General features: G+C 57.0%; 23 protein-coding genes and 1 riboswitch. All 23 genes read right to left on the bottom strand.

Going from position 1 to position 23,369, the window contains the following annotated elements:
• Position 1: 1 nt before the first annotated feature.
• Positions 2–1,120 carry a bifunctional diaminohydroxyphosphoribosylaminopyrimidine deaminase/5-amino-6-(5-phosphoribosylamino)uracil reductase RibD gene (gene ribD, locus BLR08_RS04295; RefSeq protein WP_072327812.1) on the bottom strand — a complete coding sequence of 373 codons (1,119 nt, stop codon included), beginning with the start codon at positions 1,118–1,120 and terminating at the stop codon, positions 2–4.
• A gap of 411 nt (positions 1,121–1,531) precedes the next feature.
• Positions 1,532–1,703, bottom strand: a riboswitch (FMN riboswitch).
• 289 nt (positions 1,704–1,992) lie between these two features.
• The gene (locus BLR08_RS04290) at positions 1,993–2,424 is read right to left on the bottom strand and encodes a peptidylprolyl isomerase (protein WP_072327720.1); all 432 of its coding nucleotides are present in this window, start codon (positions 2,422–2,424) and stop codon (positions 1,993–1,995) included.
• 293 nt (positions 2,425–2,717) lie between these two features.
• Entirely contained in the window at positions 2,718–4,049 is a 1,332-nt protein-coding gene (lysA, locus tag BLR08_RS04285) for a diaminopimelate decarboxylase (protein WP_072327721.1), read from the bottom strand.
• Between the two features lie 135 nt (positions 4,050–4,184).
• Complete coding sequence (locus BLR08_RS04280) at positions 4,185–5,885, bottom strand: spore germination protein (protein ID WP_371117112.1); 1,701 nt, start codon at positions 5,883–5,885, stop codon at positions 4,185–4,187.
• 461 nt (positions 5,886–6,346) lie between these two features.
• Positions 6,347–6,772 (bottom strand): stage V sporulation protein AB, encoded by a 426-nt coding sequence (locus BLR08_RS04275; protein ID WP_072327723.1) that lies wholly within the window; start codon positions 6,770–6,772, stop codon positions 6,347–6,349.
• Positions 6,769–7,434: a stage V sporulation protein AA gene (locus BLR08_RS04270; protein WP_072327724.1), complete on the bottom strand. Its 666-nt coding sequence runs from the start codon at positions 7,432–7,434 to the stop codon at positions 6,769–6,771. Before BLR08_RS04270 ends, BLR08_RS04275 begins: the two co-directional genes overlap by 4 nt.
• A 240-nt stretch (positions 7,435–7,674) precedes the next feature.
• Positions 7,675–8,430: an RNA polymerase sporulation sigma factor SigF gene (gene sigF / locus BLR08_RS04265; RefSeq protein ID WP_072327725.1), complete on the bottom strand. Its 756-nt coding sequence runs from the start codon at positions 8,428–8,430 to the stop codon at positions 7,675–7,677.
• A gap of 12 nt (positions 8,431–8,442) precedes the next feature.
• Entirely contained in the window at positions 8,443–8,889 is a 447-nt protein-coding gene (spoIIAB, locus tag BLR08_RS04260; protein ID WP_072327726.1) for an anti-sigma F factor, read from the bottom strand.
• A complete protein-coding gene (spoIIAA, locus tag BLR08_RS04255) occupies positions 8,886–9,239 on the bottom strand; it encodes an anti-sigma F factor antagonist (protein WP_072327727.1) in 354 nt (117 codons plus the stop codon). The genes spoIIAB and spoIIAA overlap by 4 nt, the downstream gene beginning before the upstream one ends.
• Before the next feature lie 211 nt (positions 9,240–9,450).
• A complete protein-coding gene (locus BLR08_RS04250; RefSeq protein WP_256257363.1) occupies positions 9,451–10,587 on the bottom strand; it encodes a D-alanyl-D-alanine carboxypeptidase family protein in 1,137 nt (378 codons plus the stop codon).
• 263 nt (positions 10,588–10,850) lie between these two features.
• Complete coding sequence (locus tag BLR08_RS04245) at positions 10,851–12,521, bottom strand: DUF4179 domain-containing protein (RefSeq protein WP_083536610.1); 1,671 nt, start codon at positions 12,519–12,521, stop codon at positions 10,851–10,853.
• Positions 12,514–13,035 carry an RNA polymerase sigma factor gene (locus tag BLR08_RS04240; RefSeq protein WP_072327729.1) on the bottom strand — a complete coding sequence of 174 codons (522 nt, stop codon included), beginning with the start codon at positions 13,033–13,035 and terminating at the stop codon, positions 12,514–12,516. The genes BLR08_RS04245 and BLR08_RS04240 overlap by 8 nt, the downstream gene beginning before the upstream one ends.
• A 179-nt stretch (positions 13,036–13,214) precedes the next feature.
• Complete coding sequence (locus BLR08_RS04235) at positions 13,215–14,546, bottom strand: pyrimidine-nucleoside phosphorylase (protein WP_072327730.1); 1,332 nt, start codon at positions 14,544–14,546, stop codon at positions 13,215–13,217.
• A 129-nt stretch (positions 14,547–14,675) separates the two neighbouring features.
• Entirely contained in the window at positions 14,676–15,053 is a 378-nt protein-coding gene (locus tag BLR08_RS04230; RefSeq protein WP_072327731.1) for a cupredoxin domain-containing protein, read from the bottom strand.
• 230 nt (positions 15,054–15,283) lie between these two features.
• On the bottom strand, positions 15,284–15,688 hold the full coding sequence (locus tag BLR08_RS04225) for a flagellar protein (protein WP_072327732.1): 405 nt from the start codon (positions 15,686–15,688) through the stop codon (positions 15,284–15,286).
• Between the two features lie 679 nt (positions 15,689–16,367).
• Complete coding sequence (locus BLR08_RS04220) at positions 16,368–17,219, bottom strand: purine-nucleoside phosphorylase (protein ID WP_072327814.1); 852 nt, start codon at positions 17,217–17,219, stop codon at positions 16,368–16,370.
• A gap of 47 nt (positions 17,220–17,266) precedes the next feature.
• The gene (locus BLR08_RS04215; RefSeq protein WP_072327733.1) at positions 17,267–18,100 is read right to left on the bottom strand and encodes a purine-nucleoside phosphorylase; all 834 of its coding nucleotides are present in this window, start codon (positions 18,098–18,100) and stop codon (positions 17,267–17,269) included.
• Positions 18,101–18,161: 61 nt separating this feature from the next.
• Positions 18,162–19,337, bottom strand: a complete 1,176-nt coding sequence (locus BLR08_RS04210) for a phosphopentomutase (protein WP_072327734.1) — start codon at positions 19,335–19,337, stop codon at positions 18,162–18,164.
• Positions 19,338–19,457: 120 nt separating this feature from the next.
• Positions 19,458–20,357: a site-specific tyrosine recombinase XerD gene (gene xerD, locus BLR08_RS04205; protein ID WP_072327735.1), complete on the bottom strand. Its 900-nt coding sequence runs from the start codon at positions 20,355–20,357 to the stop codon at positions 19,458–19,460.
• Positions 20,358–20,493: 136 nt separating this feature from the next.
• Positions 20,494–20,736, bottom strand: a complete 243-nt coding sequence (locus BLR08_RS04200; protein WP_072327736.1) for a DUF4227 family protein — start codon at positions 20,734–20,736, stop codon at positions 20,494–20,496.
• A 62-nt stretch (positions 20,737–20,798) separates the two neighbouring features.
• On the bottom strand, positions 20,799–21,923 hold the full coding sequence (gene ald, locus BLR08_RS04195) for an alanine dehydrogenase (protein ID WP_072327737.1): 1,125 nt from the start codon (positions 21,921–21,923) through the stop codon (positions 20,799–20,801).
• Between the two features lie 154 nt (positions 21,924–22,077).
• Positions 22,078–22,527 carry a ferric iron uptake transcriptional regulator gene (locus tag BLR08_RS04190; protein ID WP_072327738.1) on the bottom strand — a complete coding sequence of 150 codons (450 nt, stop codon included), beginning with the start codon at positions 22,525–22,527 and terminating at the stop codon, positions 22,078–22,080.
• Positions 22,528–22,644: 117 nt separating this feature from the next.
• Complete coding sequence (gene spoIIM, locus BLR08_RS04185) at positions 22,645–23,292, bottom strand: stage II sporulation protein M (protein WP_072327739.1); 648 nt, start codon at positions 23,290–23,292, stop codon at positions 22,645–22,647.
• Positions 23,293–23,369 lie beyond the last annotated feature (77 nt).

The raw sequence follows: 23,369 nt of genomic DNA, 5'->3' as shown, positions 1-23,369 counted from the left end.
CCTACCCCTCGCTTTCGGTATCATAACGGGGATAGCCCGTCAGGCAGATGTCTTCCCCGTAAGTCTCGACCTGCATCCCCTCGATCCGGATCGCCCGGCTCATCGCCATGCTGCCGGGGAAGTCGAAATTGCCCGGCGCGGCCGCCCCGCCGCCGATAATTTTCGGCGCGAGGAACAGCGCCAGCTTATCGACGAGCCCCGCGCCCAGCAGAGCGCCGCTCAGCCTGCCGCCGCCTTCGACGAGCAGCGAGCCGATCTCGCGCTCGCCGAGCCGCGCCATGGCGGCGCGGAGGTCGACGGCGGGCCCCGGGCCGCAGTCGATCACTTCAACGCCCAGCGCCTCCAGCGCGCGGCGGCGTTCAGGCGGCGCCTGCCCGGTCGTCAGCACGACCGTGGGCGCCGCCTTATCCCGCACGAGCTGCGCGTCGTGCGGCAATCTCAGCGTCGAGTCGACGACGACGCGCAGCGGGTTCAGACCCGGCACCGGCAGCCGGGTCGTCAGGGCCGGGTCATCGGCAAGCACGGTGCCGATGCCGACCATGATCGCCTGGTGGCGGTGACGCAGCATGTGGCCTTGGGCGCGCGCCGCGCTGCCCGTGATCCACTTGCTGTCTCCGCCGCGGGCGGCGATCTTGCCGTCGAGCGTGCTCGCGCTCTTGACGGTCACGAACGGCATGCGCGTCACGATATACTTGTTGAACGCTTCATTCAAGGCCTCGGCCTCGGCTGCCAGCACCCCGGCCCGAACCTCCACCCCATGCGCGGCCAGCCTCGCGAGGCCGCTGCCCGCGACGAGCGGATTCGGATCGGTTGCGGCGACTACGACCCGCCGGACCTTCTCGCGGATCAGCCTGTCGCTGCAAGGCGGCGTCCGGCCATGATGACTGCAAGGCTCCAGCGTCACATAAGCGGTCGCTCCCTCCGCCTCCGCTCCTGCCATATTCAGCGCGTGCACCTCGGCGTGGGCTTCCCCGCGCTTCAGATGCGCTCCCATCCCGACGATACGGCCATCCTTGACGAGCACGCAGCCGACGACCGGATTGATCCCCGTCTGGCCTGCGGCCGCCGCGGCCAATTGGAGAGCGAGACGCATATAGGCTTCGTCGTTCCATATTTCCATCTTCGCCGGGCCTCCTCTTTCTCTTCTTCCAATCCCGCCGAAAGTGACGGCATAATGCAAAAAAGCCGCTTTCGCCGGAGCAAAAAGGGCTTGAGAAAAAAGCATCCGCATGGTAAACATCCGGACGTACGGAATCGAACAAGGCACGAATCAGACAGAGTCGACCGTGGCTGCGACCGCTTGCCGCTGCCGTCCGGCGGCTGTAACGGCCTGGCATAAGCTTATGCTCAAAGAAGCCTGAAGCAGGCTTAATTCAGCGCGTAGCTCGCCCACAGCCCGCTGGCAAGCCCCTCAGCTGCCGGAATGAGCGGCTGAGCGTGCATGTCGAAACTGCGCCTGGTCGAACAAGCCATCGGATTGCCGGGCCGTAGGCAAAACTGCTATGACCGGTACCTGAATCGCTTGATTCCGCTTCCCCTTCTCCCATCCAGACTATACTGTCGGTCTCGGATTTGCACCGAGTCGGCAAACGCTATAACTTGCTGCTGCAGCAAGATGTAACGCAGCTCACGGACTGAGACGGCTGCCGAAGCTGCCGTACAACACCGCCGGTAGGGAATTTCACCCTGCCCCGAAAGGTAAGCTATGCAATTAAAAATCAGTATATCCTTAGTTCACCCATTTGTCTACCCCGAATTAACAGAAGCTAGCCGAAAACCCGGTTATCGGAGCGACAGCATTCGTTTTAGCGGCGCTGCGGAGAAGTTCGCGTTATTTTCTGCGAACTCCACCCATACGCTGCATATTAATTCAGCCGGCCGGGCAGCAGGAGACAAGCTCAGTTCCCCTCGCAGTCTCCGCTCCTCAAGCTTGCCGCCACTAACGGCAGACCAGCCTCTTCTCTGCCATCCGGGAAAGCCGTCCGGATTATCTTAAGCTTCCACTACCTGAACAGACTCCATCTTGTCGCGTCCCTTGAATGCATCGACATGCTCCATGCCGGAGACGACCTTGCCGAATACCGTATGCTGACCGTCGAGATGCGGCTGCGGGTTATAGCAGATGTAGAATTGGCTGCCGCCTGTATTACGGCCGGCATGCGCCATAGCGAGCGTTCCGCGCTCATGCTTGTTCGGATTGATCTCGCAGTTGATCGTGTAGCCAGGGCCGCCCGTTCCTGTTCCGTTCGGGCAACCTCCTTGGGCAACAAAGCCGGGGATTACCCGGTGGAATACCGTTCCGTTATAGAAGCCTTCGCTTGCCAGCTTCTCGAAATTCGCTACCGTGTTTGGCGCATCCTTCTCGAACAATTCCAGAACGACCTCGTTGCCGTCGGACATTTTAATAATCGCTTGTTTAGCCATGTTATGTACGCTCCTTGTTTGCTTATAGTTTGGATGGAATGAACGATGCCGGATAGACCGCCCAAGTTCCTCCCTATTTTACTACACGTCGGGCAGAAAGGAAAATGTTTGCCATGCGGAGGAAAAACCGGGCTACTAACGCCGTCGCGACAGGATGGGCCCTAACGCTGGCAGGGAGGATACCGAATTCGCACTCGGCACCTCCCATGCTTCGCCGGAGCCGGGTTACCCCAGGCTCATCCACTTCCCCACCCGGGCAGCATCCCGCATCCGCTTCTGAGCGCGCTGCGGCTTTATCTCGCCTGCGTTACCGGCTTCAAACGGACGGGCAGCATGTCCTTGCGCACAATGTCCTCATACGTTTCGCGTTCGACCGCAACGTCAGCGGCGCCGTCCTTGACGAATACAACGGCTGGCCGGCGAAGCCGGTTATAATTGCTTGCCATGGCATAGTTGTATGCGCCCGTGCAGGCGACAGCCAGCACATCCCCGCTGTTTACCCGAGGCAGCTTGGCGTCCCAGATCAGCATATCGCCGCTTTCGCAGCATTTGCCTGCGATCGAAACAACCTCTTCCTCCGGCTCGGAGGCGCGGTTGGCCAGCATGGCCTCATACTGCGCCTGGTACAGAGCAGGACGGGGGTTGTCGGTCATGCCGCCGTCCACCGCGACATATTTGCGCACGCCCGGAATATCCTTGTAGGTGCCGACGGTATAAAGCGTCGTTCCCGCATCGCCGACAATGCTGCGGCCCGGCTCGGTCCAAATCTCCGGCAGCGGGTAGCCATGCTTGCCGAACTGCTCGCGCACGGTCGATGTAATAGCGCCCACATATTCGGCCACCGGCAGGGGCGTATCGCCCTCGATGTAACGAATGCCGAAGCCGCCGCCAAGATTCAGCACGGAGAACGTTACTCCCAGCTCCGCGCGGACTTCAACGGCGAAGCCGATCACTTTCTCTACAGCGAGCTGGAAGCCGCCAACCTCGAATATTTGCGAGCCGATATGCGAGTGGGTGCCGAGAAGCTCGATATGCGGGAGATTTGTCGCTTCGGCAACCGCCTGCTTGGCTGCGCCGTTCTGCAGATCGAAGCCGAACTTGGAATCCGTCTGGCCGGTAGAAATATAATCATGCGTATGCGCGTCCACGCCAGGCGTAATCCGCAGCAGCACCTTCGTCTTCTTGCGCTTCTCGCCTGCGATCGCATTAAGCATGTGCAGCTCGACGAAATTATCGACTACGAAACAGCCGATGCCGGCGTCAAGCCCCATCTCAATTTCCTCGGGAGTTTTGTTGTTGCCATGAAAATGAATGCGCTCCGCCGGAAATCCGGCCTGCAGCGCCGTATATAGTTCGCCGTCCGAAACGACGTCCAGAGACATGCCTTCCTCCTCGACGATGCGGCACATCGCCATCACGCAAAACGCCTTGCTCGCATATGCCACTTGAAACGGCAGCCCCGAGCTGCGGAAAGCTTCGACAAACTCCCGGCAGCGCTGGCGGATCAGAGCTTCGTCCATCACATACAGCGGCGTGCCGTATTCCTTCGTCAGCTCAACGGTATCGCAGCCTCCGATTTCCAGATGCCCCTGACTGTTAATTGTACTGGTGCCATGTAGATACATCGTTAACTCCCTCTTCCCCTGTAAGGCTAGAATGCCATCTGCAAACTGCAAACATGTCTCCTCTAAAGTATCATAATCCGCGCTTGTTAGACAACAAGCAAATAACCTCGCATGCGAGGTTACGCTTCAAGCAGCTTATGATCCGGAGCCCGGCTCGGGAGAAGGCTGGCGCGTCGAATCCGCCGTTTTCGTCAAACTCATCCGGGCGCGCATGGACAGAAACGGCCGTCGGATGAGAACATCCAGCATGGCCTTCGCATTGAAGGGCAGCAGCGGCCATAAGTACGGAGTGTTGTACGAGCGCTGCAGCGCCAGCAGCAGAACCAGCCCCGTCGAGGCGACGACAAGCCCCGGCACCTTGAATATGGCGGCCGCGATGAGCAGAACGAGCCTGGCCAGCCGGTTGGCCAAGCTGAGCTCATAGCTCGGAGTTGCAAATGTCCCGATGGCGGCCACGGCCAGATAGAGAATGACCTCATTAACGAACAATCCCGTCTTAACGGCAATATCGCCGATCAGGATAGCCGCTACGAGTCCCATGGCTGTGGCGAGCGGCGTAGGCGTATGAATGGCCGCCATTCGCATCAGATCGATCCCCAGCTCGGCAATGAGAAATTGCAAGATCATCGGGATTTTCCCCACCTTCTGCGGTCCGATGAAATCCAGCCCGATAGGCTTGAGGTCCGGAGAGGTGACGATCAGAAACCAGAGAGGAAGCAGAAATAGCGACGCCGCGATGCCGAGAAACCGTACCCAGCGCAGGTAAGAGCCCACGAGCGGCGTCTGGCGGTACTCTTCCGCATGCTGGACATGGTGGAAGAAGGTTGCCGGCGTAATCATCACCGAGGGGGATGTATCCACGAACACGGCAAGATGACCCTCCAGCAGATGGGCCGCGACGACATCCGGCCTCTCGGAATACCGCACGGAAGGATACGGATTCCAGCCCTTGCCGATGATAGCCTCCTCCAGCTGCTTCTCGGCCAGCGGCAGACCGTCAACCTCCACCTGCTTGATCTTGTCCCTTACCGCTTCCACCATATTCATATCGCAAATATCCTGGATATACCCGATGCAGACGTCGGTTTGCGTCCGCTTGCCGACCTGCGTAATCTCCAGCTTGAGTCGCGGATCGCGAAGCCGCCGGCGCACCAGCGTTACATTGGTGAGCAGCGTCTCGACGAAGCCGTCCCGCGAGCCGCGCACTACCCGCTCGAGATCCGGCTCCTCCGTTGAGCGCACAGGGAAGCTTTTGGCGTCAACGAGTACCGCTTCCTCCTCGCCCTCGAAGAAGAAGGCCGTCCCCCCCATGGAGACATTGTCGATGACTTCCTTCATTTGGGAAGTCTTTTTCACCTGAATATGCGGGATCAGCGCATGGTCGAACAGGTCGATAATATTGAGCTTGCCTGTGCGGCCGCCCGTCTTCTTTTCTTCATGTTCCCGGGAGCCCTCGGAAGCCTCCGCTTTATCCTTTGTCCGCTTCTCCCCGGCTTGAAGCTGCGGTTGTTCGTCTCCGGTCCTGTGACCGGCCCGTTCCTCGCTCTCCCGTCCGCCGGAGCGTCCCTCGTTATCTCCCGGCGGGCGATGCTCCGCATCCGCGTAGGACAGCCGCATCAGAATATCGGTGAGAACGGTGTCCTTCGCAAATCCGTTGTAGTAGAAAATAGCAGTAGGCTGGCCGCCGAATACCATCTCGCGGAAGACAACGTCGAAGCTTTTGTTCAAGCCTACCCGTTCCTCCAGCTGTCTCTTCAAGCGGTCGAAGGAGCCGGGGATACCTTCAGCTTCCTTCAGCCTTCGCTCTTCCTCCGACAGATGCGTCTCCGCCTTCATTTTGCGCGTCTTGTCTTCGTCGGCCGACTGCTTGCGCCCATTCCCTTCCGGCCCATCCGGGGTCTGCTTGCTCAGCCTCTTCCCTTTATCCCCCTTGTCTTCCCCCTCTCCGTCTCTGCTCTCCCTTCCTTCCTGTCTATCTTCCGCCTCTATGCCGCCTCCCCGCCCGGAAGACTCGGGGCGATGATCTGCAGTCCGCTCCCGGGCTTCGCCAACGATCTCGGCATGCGCATTGATTTCCAGCTTGGGCCAACTGCTTTCATGCGATTCGCCTTCCTGTGCGGTTTGGGGCGAATGGTCCGGCGCCTCTTCGGCATTGCGCGCCTTCTCCTCGTCGTCTTCCCCTTTGTTCAGTCTGGACGGATGGGAGCTAACGAGCTTGGCTCGCTTGAATTCCTTTTGCATCGTAAAGTCCTCCTGATATCTAAGTATATCGGTATACGTCCGGCAGCAGCTATGGGCTAGCCCAGAATGCCCAGCCAGTCGATGATCGAACCAAATACTTTACCGAAAATCATCGCCATCAGCAGCCAGATCATGTAAGATTCCATCCCGATTCGCTTGGCGATGATGGGCAGCACGTTAATGACCTCCGTCAGCGCTGCGGCGAGCATCCCTACAAAACAGCCGGCGAGCAGGCCGTAAAGAGCCGCGGACATCGGGAAAAAGTGATAGGTCCATTCGAAGAAATCCGTGATCGTAAAGAAAAGCGCCCCGATGATTACCGCAGCTTCATAGATCCGGATATGACCGTATGACCGGGTAATTTGCGCCAGACGCGGGATGATGTCCAGCACGACCAGGAAGGCGACCATGCCGCTTCCGACAGCGATTCCTCCGGCCAAGCCGATAAACGCAAGTCCGATGAAGCCCAGCCATTCGATCATCCCGGCCTCTCCCGGCTGTTCTGCTCCCCGCTTTCCCTTCGATGCAGCTTGGCATACTCATCCGTGATCACGTATTGATTGACATTTTCCTGATACATGTACATTTCGACCTCGAGTGGACTTGGCTCCTCGTTGAATTTTTTCTGGAACAGATGATTGAAGAAGACGATCATTCCGATGCCGATGCCCAGCGAATAAGGAATTTGCAGCAGCAGCGGATGCGCCTGGTCCCGACCTGTCAGCAGCTTGTAGATATGCCGGTGAACCTCGGCCATGCTCACATCGGCATGGAAGTTCATAATCGCGAGGCCCGAGCCGACGAACAGAAGCAGCCATACGAGCACGATCAGCACTTTATTCGGACGCTTGACCTTTCCCTGCACCTCGACAAGCGTATGCGGATCTCCGAATAGCTCGACCTGCAGCTCCGGAAACTTCTCCTGCACCTTGCTGATAATCAGCATCATATCTACCAGCACAAGATTGCCGTCATACTCCTTCGGACGGTACAGCTCAAGCTGCAGCAGCTCCCGTTCATATTCGGGCGGAGACAGGATCTGGGCGACTGTACCCAGGGTAACCGGCTCCCGGGGATTGATGCTGAGCGTCCGGCGCAAGCGGATATAGATGCGCGGCGGCGAAGAAGCGCTGGATTGCCTCATGCCCCTATAACCTCCCTTCTGCCATATACCTGCAAGTTTATTTTCGTATAAGTGTAGTATGATTGGGAACGCGCACTTGTAATCGTCCACCGCGGATGGGAAAATTTGAGGCCGGTTGTCGTGAATAATAAGAGCAGCCGCAAGGCATTTTAATACAACAGCTGAAAGAGGCACAAAACCCGAAAAGGGAGCGGCCGGACGGCCGCTCCCTTTTCGGGTTCGATTGGTGCAAACATCGCGTTATTGGGCGATCTGATTTTTAATGGACAGCAAAATTTTCTTCTCCAGCCGCGATACCTGCACCTGGGATATCCCGAGACGGCTGGCTACCTCCGATTGCGTCTGGTCGCGGAAATACCGCAGATAGACGATCAGCCGTTCACGCTCGCTGAGCGAGCCGATCGCTTCATTCAATGCGAGCTTGTCAAACCATTTCTCCTGGCCGTCATCTGCGATCTGATCCATCAGCGTAATCGGATCGCCGTCATTCTCGAAAACGGTCTCGTGAATCGAGGACAGAGGTTTGTTCGCCTCCTGGGCGAAAACCACATCCTCCGGCGTAATCCCAAGCTCCTCCGCGACTTCCTTGATCGTAGGCAGCCGACCGTGGCGTCTTGCCAGCTCATCCTTCGTTTTGCGGATTTTATTGGCCAGCTCCTTAAGCGACCGGCTGACCTTAAGCGTGCCGTCATCCCGAAGGAAGCGTTGAATTTCGCCGATAATCATCGGCACCGCATAAGTCGAGAATTTGACATCATAGGACAGATCGAATTTGTCAACTGACTTCAGCAAGCCGATGCAGCCGATCTGGAACAAATCCTCCGCCTCGTAGCCCCGGTTCAGGAAGCGCTGCACCACTGACCATACGAGCCGGATATTGCAATGGACAAGCGTTTCCCGCGCGAGCGCATCGCCGGATTGGCTGAGCGCGATCAACCGCTTGACTTCGGTATCGTCCAGATAACTGTGCGAAGCATGTTTCAAGTCCACATCCATTGACCTCAGCCCCTAATTAAATAAAGCTTTTTTCGACTCGATTCGCTTCTTCATTCGGATTGATGTTCCGGCGCCCAGTTCGCTTGTTACTTCCACTTCATCCATAAAGTTCTCCATGATCGTGAAGCCCATTCCCGAGCGCTCCAGCTCCGGCTTGGAGGTGTACAACGGCTGCTTGGCCAGATCCAGATCCTCGATGCCCCCGCCTTGATCCTCGACGGATATAAACACCGTATCTCCATCTATCTCCGCAGATATCGTAACGACGCCTTCAGGATTGTTATCGTAGCCGTGGATAATCGAATTCGTCACCGCCTCGGAAACAACGGTCTTGATATCGGTCAGCTCGTCAAGCGTCGGGTCCAGCTGGGAGACGAATGCGGCGACCGTCACGCGCGCAAACGATTCGTTCTCAGAGCGGCTGGCGAATTGCAGCTTCATAAAATTGCGTTCACTCATGATACGACCTCCAAACTTTGAATCGCTTGTCTCTCATTGTCTTGGATGGATAAAATCTTGAACAGACCCGACATCTCGAAGAGCCGATATACCGATGGATTCACGTCGCATACGACCATCTTGCCTCCGCGGCCGGTAATCTGCTTGTAGCGTCCGAGAATCACGCCAAGCCCTGAGCTGTCCATAAAGCTGAGCTGCTTCAGGCTGAGAATAATGTGAGTGCTGTGTCCTCTAAGAATCGCTTCTTCCATGCGAGTCTTGACGGCGTCGGCCGTATGATGGTCCAGCTCCCCCTGAAGCCTGACGATAAGCGCATTGCGGTAATGCTCCAACTCGATTTGTAAGCTCACGCTGTTCACTCCCTCCGGTTCATGATCACTGTTTCTACAAGCAGGAAAGCTTTTCCTTCCCCCCCGACAAAACTAGAAGAAATGCGCCAGAACTAGTAGTAAAGCGACAGAAACCGCAAGCGGGGCCGGCTCTCGCGAGGCCGCAGCTTCCGAAAGGTATGGAAAATCCCCGCGAAGCCGGATAGTTCCTGCTGCGGGGACATTCAAGAAGTCAATCGAAGAAAAACAGTCGCTTGGCCGTACGCTTCGTCAATGTCCACCATCCGGCCTTGGTGACTTCCACCGGCGACTCGAGGACGAATTCCTTCAGCACCTGATCGCCCTTGTAAACGACGATTTTGCCAATGGGCTGGCCGACGGCGACAGGGGCCTTCAGATCGGGATCCAGCTGGACCTCATGACGGACTCCGTCGGCCGCATCGCCTTTTTTGAGCAGCAGGGAGTACGAGTGCTTGGCCGTCAGCGGAACAACCGGCGTTTCCCCCTTGCCGATCTTCATTTCGCCGATCGCATCGCCCGTTTTGTAGATGGGCAGATTCGTATATTGGGAGAAGGCGTAGTCGAACAGCTTCGTGACCTCCGCATTCCGCGTCTTCGTATCCGGCTCGCCCATTACGACGGAGATTACCCGCAGATTATCCCGCTTGGCCGTCGCCGTAAGGCAGAACTTCGCTTCGCTCGTATAGCCGGTTTTTAGCCCGTCCGCTCCCGTATAGAAGCGCACCAGCTTATTTGTGTTGACAAGCCAGAACGGCTTGGGCGTGTCCTTGCGCAAATAATCCTGGTACTGGCCGGTGAACTGGGTGATTTCCTCATGCTTGAGCAGCTCCTGGCTCATCAGCGCGATATCGTAAGCCGAGGAATAGTGATTATCGGCAGGCAGTCCATTCGGATTGACGAAGTTCGTATTCTTCATTCCGAGCTGCTTGGCGCGCTCATTCATCATCGCTACGAAAGCCTGCTCCGAGCCGCCGATCTTCTCGGCCATGGCAACGGATGCGTCATTGCCTGACGCCATCGCAATGCCTTTGAGCATATCCTGAACCGTCATCTCCTCGCCCGGCTCCAGGAAAATTTGCGAACCGCCCATGGATGCGGCATATTCGCTTGTACGCACCATCTCATCCATTTTCAGCTTGCCCTGGTCGATCGCTTCCATGATCAGCAGCATCGTCATGACCTTCGTAATGCTCGCCGGCGGGAGCCTGGCATCCTTGTTTTTATCGACGATCAGCGTGCCCGTATCCACGTCCATCACAACTGCGGAAGTCGCGCCCGGCGCCAAGTCCACCTGCTGCTCGGCCGGCTTCTCGGCAGCCGGCTTTTCCTCGGCTTGAGCCGTCGGCATGACGAGTGTCAGCATCAGCAGGACACTGATTCCTAATCTGAACCACGGTTTGATCTTCACCTGTTCTACCCCTCCTGAAGGATTTCTAGTTAATGAAAGTGCTGGTAATCATTGTTGACCTTTTTGGAGGGAAATATTCGGAACCACGCAAAATAGCCCCGTAAAGGGTGGATTTCGCTTTGAAGCCGGATCAGATGCTTGGCGAGAGACGCTATAACTTCAAAAAAACCGGGCTGTTCGCCCGGTCCTGGTCCCGCTTTTAGTTACTGCAACGATATTTCCTTGGTAATGTCCGGTTCCCGGTAGCTGTAGAAGCCCGGACTAAGCTCGATCGCGCCCTTCTTCGCCAGCAGTCCCGGATAGGTTTGAATCCGGCGATTCGTCCCGTTGCCCCCCGGCGGCATCGGTTCGATGGGCGGATATATCCGCTCGCCTCCCTGGTTGACCGCTGTCTGCGAGATCCCCCGGAACCGGTCATCCGGCGACTCGGATTCCACGACCAGGTCGTCTCCCTGCCGATAGTAGGTGAAAGTTACGGGGAAGCCGTCCACCGTCTGCTCGATCGTCCGGCGGCTCTCATCGATTTGTTCCAGCGGCATCCACAGATCGGTAGAACGCTTTTGAACGACGAGCTCCGACAACAGCAGCTTCATCGGAACATTCGACCAATCCTTGTACCATTCCGGCGATTCGAAGCGAAGATGCCAGCCCGACTTGTCGTCATGCCAGAGGCCTCCCTCGATAACCCGCTCGCCAACCTGCAGCTTCTTAACGCGGTAATCGTATTGCGTAAAATCAGGCTTGCCGCGTTCTTCCTCATAATCGATCCGGATCTGCAAAGGAGTGACAGTCAGCGCCTTCAGCTTCATCGATATGTTGTCCTCCTGGATGGTTGAGTCCAGCTTCTTGCGATACGTCGCTTCTCTGGCCTTGGCGTCATTGACCTCAAAAGTAGCGCCACCCCAAGTGCCTTTGATCGTGCGAATGTTCTCCAGGTAAGAGAAGTGAAGTGACGCTTGCTCCCATTCCTCCTCCGTCAACTGGAAGTTGGCCTGGCTGAACTGAATGTCCGGCTTATCGGTTGGAAGGACAGCCGCATAGGATGAAGTGAGGCGCCGTTCCCCCATTTTCAGGAACAAATGAGGATGAGACTGGCCAGTCGCCTGCGGACTGACGGGAATCTCATAGCGGACGCTGACCGTCTCACCGTTCCGTTCTACCGAGGTAATCGCGATAGAGCCATACGGCGTGCCTGTAGCGAGCGTTTGCCCCGGGCGAAGCCGGCTTGGCGACACTTGCAGCGGATTATCGGTATACCGGTAGAAACTCAGATCGCCCAGCGTCAGAACCAGACTGTTGTTCCCCCACCCGAGGGTATTTTCCGTCTCCAGCAGTCCGCTCAGCTGCCCCTTCTCCTCACCCGGGCGAATCAGACTTTGCAGTTCGCCAGTCCTGCCTTTTTCATCGGTCAATGTAGCTGTTTTAAACGTAACATAGTCATGGTCGGGCATATCCGGAACTGTGGCGGAGAACAGCACATCCAGACGGTTGTCATCGGTCACGACCCCATGCAGCCCCACGGTCACACCTTCGTTCTCCATCGTGATTTTCAGCGGATTGCCGAACCCGCTGTTGAACGCCGTCGTAACGCCCAAACGACCGAACAGCTCGGGCCAGCCTACCGTTACCCCCGCCACCACAGGAGCCGCGATCAGCAGCGTCGAAATAGCTGCCGCTGCGGGCAGAAGCCGCATGCGTTTGCGGACGCTGCGACGGGCAGGAGTGGCAAACGCAGGCTGCTGCGCTGTATCATCTCCAGCTCCGGATGCCTCCACACGCGCTTGAATCCTTTCCCACATCGCATCAAAATCAGGAAGCTTCGGACGCTCCTTGCGGGCCAGCTCCTCCACATACCAATCCTTTAAGTTAGTCAAGACATTCATCCCCTTTCCATTTGCCGGCTGTTTCCGTTGTCAACTGTTTACGCATCAGCTGCATGCCTTTGTTCATCCTGGACTTGACCGTACCGAGCGGGATATCCAGGCACTCGGCAATTTCCGGCAGCGACAGCTCATTCACATATCTGAGCGTAAGCACTTTCTGCATTTTGGCAGGCAGTCTGCCGAGCATGCGCGCAAGTTCAAGTTCTCCCTCGCCTCGCAGAACGGATTCGTCGGCCGCCTCATGCGTTAGTCTCGGCTGCTGCAGGAAAGAGGCCATTTCCTTCCACATGCCCTTCTTGCGGCGTTCGCCATGACTGCTGCACAGATTGGCCGCAATACGGAGCAGCCACGGCTTAAGCCGCTCAACGCCGCTTCTGTCCGCCTGGAGCGCCCGGACGAACGTTTCCTGGCACAGATCCTCGGCGTCCGCCGCATTGTGCACCAGATAGTAACATAAGTAGTAGACGTCCTTCCGGTAAGCTTGAAATAATTCCAAATCGTTCACGCTTGCGTTCCACCTCCTTGTTCGGTTGTTAATAAGACCAACAGGCAGACGCAACGGTTCGTTTTCCCGGAGAATAATTAGGACAAACAAAAAATCGCCCGGCAGGCAGCTCCTGCGGGCGATTAGGGCGATTAGGGCAACCGGTGGACAACTGGGCTTGCGAAGCAGTTCGGCTACTCTTAAAGGTAACGGACTCCTTCCTTGCTTATGACGGCATACATCAGCTTCAGCCTCTCCACCGGCTGGCTTGCGAACTTGAACGCCGCTACCGTGCGCCCGATCATGCTTTCCGTCTCGGAGGGCTCGTTGCGGTTCGTATATAACACCGCGAGCGGCTCCCCGGCCTGGACCCGGTCGCCGACCCGTCTGGCGAGCTTAAGTCCGACGGCCAGATCGATCCGGTCTTCCTTGGTAGCCCGGCCGGCGCCCAGCAGCATCGCCGTCACACCGAGCGATTCGGCGTCAATCTCGGCGACATAACCATCCTGCGGCGCGGGGACTTCGATCCGGAAGGCCGCCTGCGGAAGACGGTCCGGATCGGCCACAACCCTGCCGTCGCCTTCCTGGGCCTCGATGAATTGCCGGAATTTGTCCAGCGCCGCGCCGCTTCTCAGCAGCTCCGTTACCCGTCCCAATGCTCCATCGTATGAATCCGTCAAACCTCCGAGAAACACCATATGCGCGGCAAGCTCCAGGCAAAGCTCCGTCAGCTCGGCCGGCCCTTCTCCGCGGAGCGTGTCCAAAGCCTCCTTCACTTCCAAGGCGTTCCCGATCGAAGGTCCAAGCGGTTCGTCCATATTCGTGATGACTGCCACCGTCTCACGGCCGACCTCGGTGCCGATACCGACCATCGCTTGCGCAAGCGCCACCGCATCGTCCAGCGTCTTCATGAACGCTCCCTTGCCCGTCTTGACATCGAGCACGATCCGGTCCGCCCCGGACGCAATCTTCTTGCTCATGATGGAGCTGGCAATCAGCGGGATCGAGTCCACCGTCCCCGTCACATCCCGCAGCCCGTACAGCTTCTTGTCGGCAGGCGTCAAATTGCCGGATTGGCCGACCACTGCGATACCGATGTCCCGTACCTGCTGCAGAAACTGCTCCTTGGATCGTTCGACCTGGAAGCCCGGAACCGCCTCCAGCTTGTCTACCGTGCCGCCCGTATGCCCGAGCCCCCTGCCTGACATCTTGGCCACCGGCACGCCCGCAGCCGCAACCAAGGGAGCCACGATCAGCGTAGTCGTATCGCCGACGCCGCCTGTGCTGTGCTTGTCCACCTTGACGCCCGGAATCGCGCTCAGATCGACCTGGTCGCCCGAAGCGGCCATCGCCATTGTCAGATCCGCCGTCTCCCGCGCGCTCATCCCTTGAAAATAAATCGCCATCGCCCAAGCGGATACCTGGTAATCCGGGATCGCCCCCTTCACATAGCCGTCGATCAGCCAGGCGATTTCCTCCCGGGAGAGCTCGCCGCCGTTTCTTTTTTTATGGATAAGATCCACTGTCCGCATAGGAATCAACCTCTCTATAGACATGATTCCTTGTATTATATGCTTATCTCGGCCAAAAGAAAAGGAAGCCCGGCGCTAAGCGCAGACCTCCTTCTCGGTTACTGGTATGGCAGCCGGACGTGTTCTTCCTTACTCCACGATCAGCTTTGTTTTCATCTCCGCATGTCCCGGGCCGCAAGGCAGCGAGCAATGCACTTCGTATTCACCCGGTTTGTCGAATGTGAATTCCATCGACTTCGTGTTATTGTCGAGCTTTACGCTTGTTCCGACAATTTCCATCGCATGAAGGCCTTCCTTGTTCTGCAAGGAAACCGTCATTTTTTCCCCGGCTTTTACTTTATATTCCGCTTGATCGAACTTGTAGTTCGAAGCAACGAATTTCAAAGTAGGACCGGCCGCTTCTTCCTTCGCCATTTCCGCTTGCCGAGCCGAGATGTTCTGGAACAACACTCCCGTACCGAGGAGACAGGCGACGATGAACAGTGAAAACATGATCCACTTTTGCATAGGTATTCCCCCCTTACTTGTTTGCCGTTAGACACATAGGTTTATTGTACATAATACTGATGGTTTTACACATGCCTATTTGGGACATTCCCGTGAAAGATTTGTGACAAAATCGTCAAATTCCGGGTTGCTTGTCCAAGTCCAAAGCTATTTTAGCATAAAACGATGCCAACAACAAAGTACAAAGGCCAGCCCCTGCGCGTGCAAGGACTGGCCGTCTCCTCCGGCGGTCAATAGGAAAGTCGGTCCCGGATCTGAAAGCCCGCTCCCCTCTCCTTCGCCTTTTCCTCTTTGTCCCTCATCTGCCGGATCTCCGCAGTCAGCCGAACGCTGCAGCTCGTACACAGATGTCCCTTGCGGACTCCCGCTCCGCAGCTGCTGCACGGATACGTCAAGCCCGGGTAAAACGTAGCCGGCAGCTTGTTTTCTTTAATAAAAGCATGGATCTGCCGGAGCGAAACGCCCGTTGCTTCGCTAAGCTCCGAGGTGGTCGCCTTATGAGCCTTGCGCAAATAGTCGGAGCATGCCGTGAAATCGGCATCTACGGCTCGTTGGCAGCCTTGACACAGGTTGCGTAAATTTTTCTGAAATACTTGACCGCATGATGGACAATTCGCGACCTTAAGCATCGTCATGGCTGGCCACACCTTTCCGGAAAAACTCATTCACAGGGCCTATATCAGGCATGAATGTATAGTTCTTTTTACCCAATTGTATCATGATATTCATGCTTTCGATATAGCGTTCTGGGCCTTGCCTAACTTTTTTTTGGAGAAAACAAGGTCCTCCCGAAGGAGCATGGAGTCGTAAGCGGAGATCTTCGGGGATCTGGCCGATGTCCAGGTTTTTCTTACCCGCCGCGCTTGCGCATAAGCGTGTGGCGTAGACGCATACTATCGGTGGCGCTTACCGCCGACAGCAAGCTTGCAGCTGTAACTAGCAGCCCAATCCGAGGAGGTGCCAGACGATGTCCAACAAACAGCAAGGTCACGGCAATCAGAACACCACGACTCGCAACAGCGATAAAGGGTCCAAGAAGTCGAACTAATTTTGCCGCCCACGCCCTGACCGCTTCAGGCGCGCGGGCATTTTTTTGGCAATACGGCAAGCCTGGCAGCGGCGCCCGGGAAAATCGCTTTAGACTTCTTATAAAGCCGTACTTTTACCACCATGAAATCGAACAATCAGCCGGCCTGAAGCTTACACATTTTTGGATTTCAAAAAAACTGCTTCTTATCGACGAGAGTCATCGATAAAAAGCAGTCTTTAGAATGGGCCGCAGCAATCTGCGAATCGCCGCTCATAGCGCGTCAATCAGACTTCAACTTCGGCTACGAACCGCTTCACCAGCTCAATAAACACCGGCTTCGTCCGATTCGCCACCGCTACCACCTGTTCATGGGTCAGCGGCTCAAGCTGCTCGCCGATCGCCATGTCGGTTATGCAGGAGATGCCCAGAACCTTCAATCCCGCGTGGCTGGCGGCGATCACCTCGCCGACCGTCGACATGCCGATCGCGTCCCCTCCAAGCTTGGCGAGCATCGTCAGCTCCGCCGGCGGCAAATAGTTCGGGCCCGAGATGCCCGCATAAACGCCCGATTGCAGCCGGATCGGTTCGCCCCGCTCCTGCCCCATCCGCTCGGCCACGCTCTTTGCCATCTCCCGGTAGGCGCGGCTGTAAGACTGCGACATATCGGGAAAGCGAACGCCCAGCTCGGGATGATGCAGCCCGATCAGCGGGTTATCGCCGGTCATGTTCAGATGATCCTCGATCAGCATCAGGTCACCCGCGGCGAAGGCGGGATTCATGCCGCCCGCGGCGTTGGTGATGATGAGCGATTGCACCCCCAGCTGCTTCATCACATAGATGGGGAAAACAACCTTCTTCATCGAATAACCTTCGTAATAATGAAACCTGCCCTGCATGACGATAACCGATTTCCCTTCCAGTTCGCCGATGACGAACTGTCCGGCATGTCCTTCTACGGTAGACACCGGGAAGTGAGGCACCCGATCATACGGGATGATGACCGGATGTTCGACCTGATGCGCCAGATCGCCCAGCCCGGAGCCTAACACCATGCCAATGTGCAAAGGACGCCTGTCAATTTGGTCGCTGATCCATTGAGCCGCTTCTTGAATATGCTGAACATAACTATGTTCCACGCTCATATCCGTCGCTCCCTTCAAATTGTATCCGAACCAAACGTAGGTCACATGCTCGGAATGATGCCGACGATCAGCTTAAGGAAGGTTTGCTTCACCCGATCCGTCGTTTCGATAACTTCTTCATGGGACAACGGCTGATCCAGTATGCCCGCCGCCATGTTGCTGATGCAGGAGAAGCCCAGCACCTCGATCCCGGCATGCCGGGCGACCAGCACTTCGGCGACGGTGGACATGCCGACCGCGTCTCCGCCCAAAGTGCGGATCATCCGGATCTCCGCCGGGGTCTCGTAGGAGGGACCCAGCAGCCCGAAATAAACGCCTTCCTGGAGGTCAAGCCCTTGCTCTTTGGCTACGCGGTGCGCCACTTCACGGAGTCTGCGGCTGTAAGCCTCCGACATATCGGGGAAACGCACGCCCAGCTCTCCGAAGTTGGGTCCGATCAGCGGATTGCGGAAAGTAAAATTGATATGATCGCGAATCACCATCAAATCGCCCGGCTTGTACGCCGTATTGACGCCGCCCGCCGCATTGGTTACCAGCAGCTTCTCTACGCCAAGCTCCTTCATCACACGGACCGGGAAGGACACGGTCTCAACCCCGTATCCTTCGTACATATGAAAGCGGCCTTTCATCAACAGCACATGACGGCCGGCAACCGTGCCGAGCAGCAGCTCGCCTGCATGCCCCTCGACCGTGGACACCGGGAAGTTCGGAATCTCCTCATACGGAATCGTAACCGCATCTTCCACCAGATCGGCCAATATGCCGAGTCCGGAGCCCAGTATAAGGGCAATCTCAGGCTTAACCGGATACCTCTCTCTTATAAAACCAGCCGCTTCTTTAATTTGGCTAAGCAATGGCGCCTCAACTTGATCCATATGCTCTCGTCTCCCTTCTTTATGTAACTTGCATCTTCTATAAGGCGTAACCGCCAAGCCGTCAGCGCAGCTCCGCCAAAAAGCTCTGTCCGTTGCCGGTCCCGGGCACGCCGAAATTATCCGCAACCGTAGCGCCTATATCGGCAAATGTGCCTCTTACTCCAAGCGACCCGCGCTGCTGAAGCGCAGGGCTGTGGACGAGCAGCGGCACATATTCGCGCGTATGATCGGTGCCGGGATGAATCGGATCATTGCCATGATCCGCCGTCAAAATCAGCAGATCGTCCGGACCTATCCTTTCCATGATGCGAGGCAGCCATTCATCGAACTCGTTCAACGCGGACGCATAGCCTTCCGGATCGCGGCGATGCCCGTACAAGGAATCGAAATCAACCAGGTTGGTGAAAAGCAGCCCGTGAAACGGCTTGCCAAGCTCGTCAATCGTACGCTCGATGCCGTCCCGATTGCTTTTCGTCGGAGTGCTGTGCGTAACGCCCTCGCCCGAGTAAATATCGCCGATCTTGCCGATAGCGATGCTGTCCAGGCCCGCATCCTTCAGCCGGTTCATCACCGTCTCCGCCGGAGGCTTGACCGCATAATCGTGCCGGTTCGGCGTCCGCTTAAAAGCGCCGGGCTCCCCCGTATACGGGCGCGCGATCACGCGGCCGACCGCATAAGGCTCCTCCAGCGTCAGCCTGCGGGCAATTTCGCAGGCCCGGTACAGCTCCTCCAAGGGGATGACCTCTTCATGGGCGGCCAATTGAAAGACGCTGTCGGCTGATGTGTATACGATCCATGCTCCGGTCCTCATCTGCTCCTCGCCCAGCTCGTCCAGGATCTCCGTGCCGGAAGCGGGTTTGTTGCCGATCACCTTGCGTCCTGTCTCGCTCTCAAAGCGCTCAATCAGCTCCCGCGGGAAACCGTCCGGAAAAACGTTGAAAGGAATCTCGACCTTCAGCCCCATGATCTCCCAATGGCCGGTCATCGTATCTTTGCCGACTGAAACCTCGGCCATCTTCCCGTAGCAGCCATCGGGCTTGTCCGCCGGTTCGATGCCTTCCAAGGGAGCGATGTTGCCCAGCCCCAGCCGCTGCAGGTGGGGAAGCTTCAAGGCCGGCACGCGCTGCGCTATATGCCCCAGCGTATGGGCGCCGGCATCTCCGAACCGCGGGGCGTCCGGGAGCTCTCCGATCCCGACGCTGTCAAGCACGATTAAACAAATCCGTTGGAATTTCATGGTCAGGACCTCCTACTTTCTTCAATGCCTACCGCTATTATCGCAAAACCACTTCGTTTTTGCAAAAGCGGCAGACCGACAAGAAACCCGTTCCCTGGTCAAGAGAACGGGTGCAAGCCGTCAAGATTCCATGCGCGCCCGCGGATGCGAGCGGTCGTATACGTCCTTCATCTTGCTGCGGGTCAACTGCGTATAGATTTGCGTCGATGAAATATCGGCATGCCCGAGCATTTCCTGCACGGAACGCAGATCCGCCCCGTTCTCAATCAGATGGGCGGCGAAGGAGTGGCGCAGCGTATGCGGCGTGATCTCCTGGTCGATGCCGGCTTCGCGGGCGTACCGCTTCATGATTTTCCAGAAGCCTTGGCGGGTCATGCGCGTGCCGAGATGGCTGACGAAGAGCGCGGTCTCCTGCTTGTCCTGCTTGAGCAGACGGGCCCGTACCGTCTCCACGTAGGTCTGTACGAAGCCGGAGGCGATCTGTCCGAGCGGCACGATCCGCTCCTTGCCTTTGCCCATGCAACGGATGAAGCCAAGGCCCGGATTCACGCTGTCCACATCCAGCGAGATCAGCTCGGAGACGCGAATGCCCGTCGCATACAAGACCTCCAGCATGACCTTGTCCCGAAAACCATTCGGAGACGCCAGCTGCGGCGCGTCCAGCAGCTTGCCGACCTCCTGCACGGACAGCACCTGCGGGATGCGCTTCTCCAGCTTGGGCGTCTCCATATGTATCGACGGATCATGGTCGATCCGCCGCACGCGAACCATGAATTGATAGAAGCCGCGAATCGAGATTACGGCGCGGGTCAGCGTTGCGCTGGCGCGGCCCTTCTGCTTGAGACTGTGCAAATACCCGGCTATGCTGGCTTTGCCCGTCTCTCTCCAAGCCACGACTCCCGCCTGCTCCAAATAATCGAGATACTGCAAAATATCGCGCTCGTACGAATCGAGCGTATTTGGCGCGAGCCCGCGTTCCTCGGTTAAAAATGTAATAAATGCCTGCAAATCCTCTCTCATGAGCAATCCCCTTTATGTTGTGACAAAAGCGGCCTTTTGTCATAATTCCACATCAGGGGGGCGGATTCCTGCCGGATTGCCAGGCCGATTCAGGAATTATTCGCCAGTTCCGAACGAAGGCGCCGGAGGAGGCGGACTACTCCCCGATCTTGTAGAACAGCCTGAGCCGGTCTCCCATTCCTTGAGGATTCGCCACGATGGCGGAGTCCTGCTTAAATACTTTAATGGCGCGACCGCTCGGCTCCTTGTACCGGTGCACCGGCTCCAGAAACGAAGCCGCGACGATCAGCAGATGATAAAGCGCAAACGTGCATACGACAAATACAAGGGCAAACCGGAGGCGTGCCAGCCATCTTCCCGCGCGGATATGAATGATCATAGCTACTCTCCCCTCCCAAGAGTAGCCTATGACGCTCACTCGCCGAATATGCTGACAAGTTGTCAGCTGATGGGCAGCAGAGAATCCAGCCCGGTATACGGAAGCCCGACCGCTTCGGCTACAGCCGCATGCGTGACATGTCCCTGATACGTATTGACGCCGAGCTTGAGCGGCGAATTGCCGTACAAAGCGCGGGTTACGCCGCGGGCCGCCAGCTCCATCGCATACGTTATCGTCACATTTGTCAGCGCCAGCGTGGAGGTCCGCGGTACGGCTCCAGGCATATTGGCGACAGCATAGTGAATGACGCCATGCTTCTCATAAGTAGGCTCGCTATGCGTCGTCACCCGGTCGACCGTTTCGATGGAGCCGCCCTGATCGACTGCTACGTCTACGATGACAGCCCCCGGCTTCATCGTCTTGACCATGTCCTCGGTAACCAGCTTCGGCGCCCGGGCACCCGGTATCAGAACGGCGCCGATCAGCAGATCGGCTTTCTGCACCGCATTGGCGATATTGTAAGGATTGGACATCAGCGTACGCAGCCGGCCGTGGAACACGTCGTCCAAATATCTGAGTCGTTCGGCGTTCCGCTCGATGACTACGACGTTCGCTCCCATCCCGAGCGCGATTTTGGCAGCGTTCGTCCCTACGATTCCTCCGCCCAGAATAATAACATCGGCCGGCGGAACGCCTGGAACCCCGCCCAGCAGTATGCCCCGTCCGCCGTAAAATTGCTCAAGGAACTGGGCGCCTACCTGGACGGACATCCGGCCGGCCACCTCGCTCATCGGCGTCAGCAGCGGCAGTCCCCCGCTGGGCAGCTGAATCGTTTCATACGCGATCGACGTCACCTTGCTTCGCACGAGCGCCTCGGTCAGCTTCGGCTCGGCCGCCAGATGCAGATATGTAAACAAGGTCAGCCCTTCGCGGAAATAAGCGAACTCCTCCGCGAGCGGTTCCTTCACCTTCATGATCATCTCGGCTTGCGCCCAAACCTCGGCCGCCTTTTCGGTCAGCACCGCGCCTTCCTTGGCATAGTCCTCGTCCAGGAAGCCGCTGCCGGCCCCCGCTCCCTTCTCGACGAGCACCGTATGTCCGGCTGCCGACAGCATCGCGGCGCCGCCTGGCGTCAATGCGATTCGATTCTCATTATTTTTAATTTCCTTCGGAATCCCGATAATCATCTCGTTATGCCTCCCTCATAGTCGCTTGTATAGCCGCTTGCATAGCAGCGTGCATAGTCGCTTTCCTGTAGGTTCTGCCGAGCGACGCAAATTCATGACGGAGAATGCAAAAAACCTCCTACTTGCCGATGGGCAAAGCCGAAGGTTTCTTCATTCACGTTTTGTTTTTGTCCCGGCAGCGGTGGCAGATCCCTTGAAAGTCCAGACGGTGGTCGAGAACGTGGAATCCGTATTCGCGTTCCACCCGCTCCTCCAGCTCGCCGAGCCAGTCTTCCATAATCTCGTCAACGGCGCCGCACTGTACACAGATCAAGTGATGATGGTGATGGTGGCTGCTGTCGTTGCGAAGATCGTAACGGGCTACGCCGTCCCCGAAGTTCATTTTCTCCACCACATGAAGCTCACTGAGCAGTTCCAAAGTCCGGTATACGGTGGCAAGGCCGATCTCGGGCGCGATATCCTTAACCAGCATAAAGACATCCTCGGCGCTCAGATGATCTTCCTCGTTCTCAAGCAGTACTCTTACCGTTGCTTCGCGTTGGGGCGTAAGTTTATAACCCTGCGACTGCAGCTGCTGTTTGATTTTATCAATGCGAGATTCCATGCTCCTCCCCCTACGGCTGCCATCAATCCGCTTAGGCTGCCTGTTCATGGCGCGGATTCGCGAAAAGTAACATCATGGTATCATTATAGGAGAGGAAATGGAAGAAAGTCAAACCTTTTACGCCGCTCCCAGCGCGACAAGCATCGGCGTTACCCACTTCATCATCGCCGGGGATATATAGGCTTCGAACAGCGCCACGCCAACCAGCAGCACACCTGAACCGAGCGTGACGCCCGAGAAACGCATCAGCGGCTCGAACAGCTGGCCCTTCTTATGGATAAACCGGTTTTTCACCAAGCGCACGCTGAAGGCAACCGCCGTTACACTGCAGACGATGAAGACCGGAATGACGATCAGATTTTGCGGAACGACCGATACGAGCGCAAACAGCAGTCCCTTCCAGGATAACGTGCCGACCATGTAACCGACCGTAAACCCGATGAGCACTCCTTTAAGAAAATCCAGAATCAGGATGAGCGGAAGCCCGATGACCGACATGCCGAGCAGCCAGATGATCAGCACCCATTTCATATGAAGAGCAAGCGTATCGCGGAAGGAAGCCGTCACATCCCCGTTCAGCTCGCCTTGATCGACCATCGAGAAAAAGTTGCTCAAATAGCGTGTAATCTCCTGCTTCTGCTCCAGCGACAAAGCGCCCACCATAATGGCGCCAAATACAACTCCCGTTATAAAGATGACGCCGATGAACACATACAGCGACAGATGTTCTTTCCAGTACTGCTCTAGCATTCGGTTATGCGGCATGCTGGCAAGCCCCCCTTGTCCGGTTAGTACAACCTATGCGCGGACAAGCGGGAATATGACAGCGGGTCGCCGAAGAA

Origin of the sequence: Paenibacillus sp. cl123 (genome assembly GCF_900101595.1) — a bacterium.
Classification (GTDB): Bacteria; Bacillota; Bacilli; order Paenibacillales; family NBRC-103111; genus Paenibacillus_G.
This window is presented reverse-complemented; position numbering and strand designations above follow the sequence as displayed.

Bases quoted from the DNA above. Each gene is read 5' to 3' on its own strand.
- ribD (WP_072327812.1), bottom strand. From the start codon at position 1,120: ATGGAAATATGGAACGACGAAGCCTATATGCGTCTCGCTCTCCAATTG.
- BLR08_RS04290 (WP_072327720.1), bottom strand. From the start codon at position 2,424: ATGGCTAAACAAGCGATTATTAAAATGTCCGACGGCAACGAGGTCGTT.
- lysA (WP_072327721.1), bottom strand. From the start codon at position 4,049: ATGTATCTACATGGCACCAGTACAATTAACAGTCAGGGGCATCTGGAA.
- BLR08_RS04280 (WP_371117112.1), bottom strand. From the start codon at position 5,885: ATGAAGGCGGAGACGCATCTGTCGGAGGAAGAGCGAAGGCTGAAGGAA.
- BLR08_RS04275 (WP_072327723.1), bottom strand. From the start codon at position 6,772: ATGATCGAATGGCTGGGCTTCATCGGACTTGCGTTTATCGGCTTGGCC.
- BLR08_RS04270 (WP_072327724.1), bottom strand. From the start codon at position 7,434: ATGAGGCAATCCAGCGCTTCTTCGCCGCCGCGCATCTATATCCGCTTG.
- sigF (WP_072327725.1), bottom strand. From the start codon at position 8,430: ATGGATGTGGACTTGAAACATGCTTCGCACAGTTATCTGGACGATACC.
- spoIIAB (WP_072327726.1), bottom strand. From the start codon at position 8,889: ATGAGTGAACGCAATTTTATGAAGCTGCAATTCGCCAGCCGCTCTGAG.
- BLR08_RS04250 (WP_256257363.1), bottom strand. From the start codon at position 10,587: ATGCCGACGGCTCAAGCCGAGGAAAAGCCGGCTGCCGAGAAGCCGGCC.
- BLR08_RS04235 (WP_072327730.1), bottom strand. From the start codon at position 14,546: ATGCGGACAGTGGATCTTATCCATAAAAAAAGAAACGGCGGCGAGCTC.
- BLR08_RS04230 (WP_072327731.1), bottom strand. From the start codon at position 15,053: ATGCAAAAGTGGATCATGTTTTCACTGTTCATCGTCGCCTGTCTCCTC.
- BLR08_RS04225 (WP_072327732.1), bottom strand. From the start codon at position 15,688: ATGACGATGCTTAAGGTCGCGAATTGTCCATCATGCGGTCAAGTATTT.
- BLR08_RS04215 (WP_072327733.1), bottom strand. From the start codon at position 18,100: ATGGATCAAGTTGAGGCGCCATTGCTTAGCCAAATTAAAGAAGCGGCT.
- BLR08_RS04210 (WP_072327734.1), bottom strand. From the start codon at position 19,337: ATGAAATTCCAACGGATTTGTTTAATCGTGCTTGACAGCGTCGGGATC.
- xerD (WP_072327735.1), bottom strand. From the start codon at position 20,357: ATGAGAGAGGATTTGCAGGCATTTATTACATTTTTAACCGAGGAACGC.
- BLR08_RS04200 (WP_072327736.1), bottom strand. From the start codon at position 20,736: ATGATCATTCATATCCGCGCGGGAAGATGGCTGGCACGCCTCCGGTTT.
- ald (WP_072327737.1), bottom strand. From the start codon at position 21,923: ATGATTATCGGGATTCCGAAGGAAATTAAAAATAATGAGAATCGAATC.
- BLR08_RS04190 (WP_072327738.1), bottom strand. From the start codon at position 22,527: ATGGAATCTCGCATTGATAAAATCAAACAGCAGCTGCAGTCGCAGGGT.
- spoIIM (WP_072327739.1), bottom strand. From the start codon at position 23,292: ATGCCGCATAACCGAATGCTAGAGCAGTACTGGAAAGAACATCTGTCG.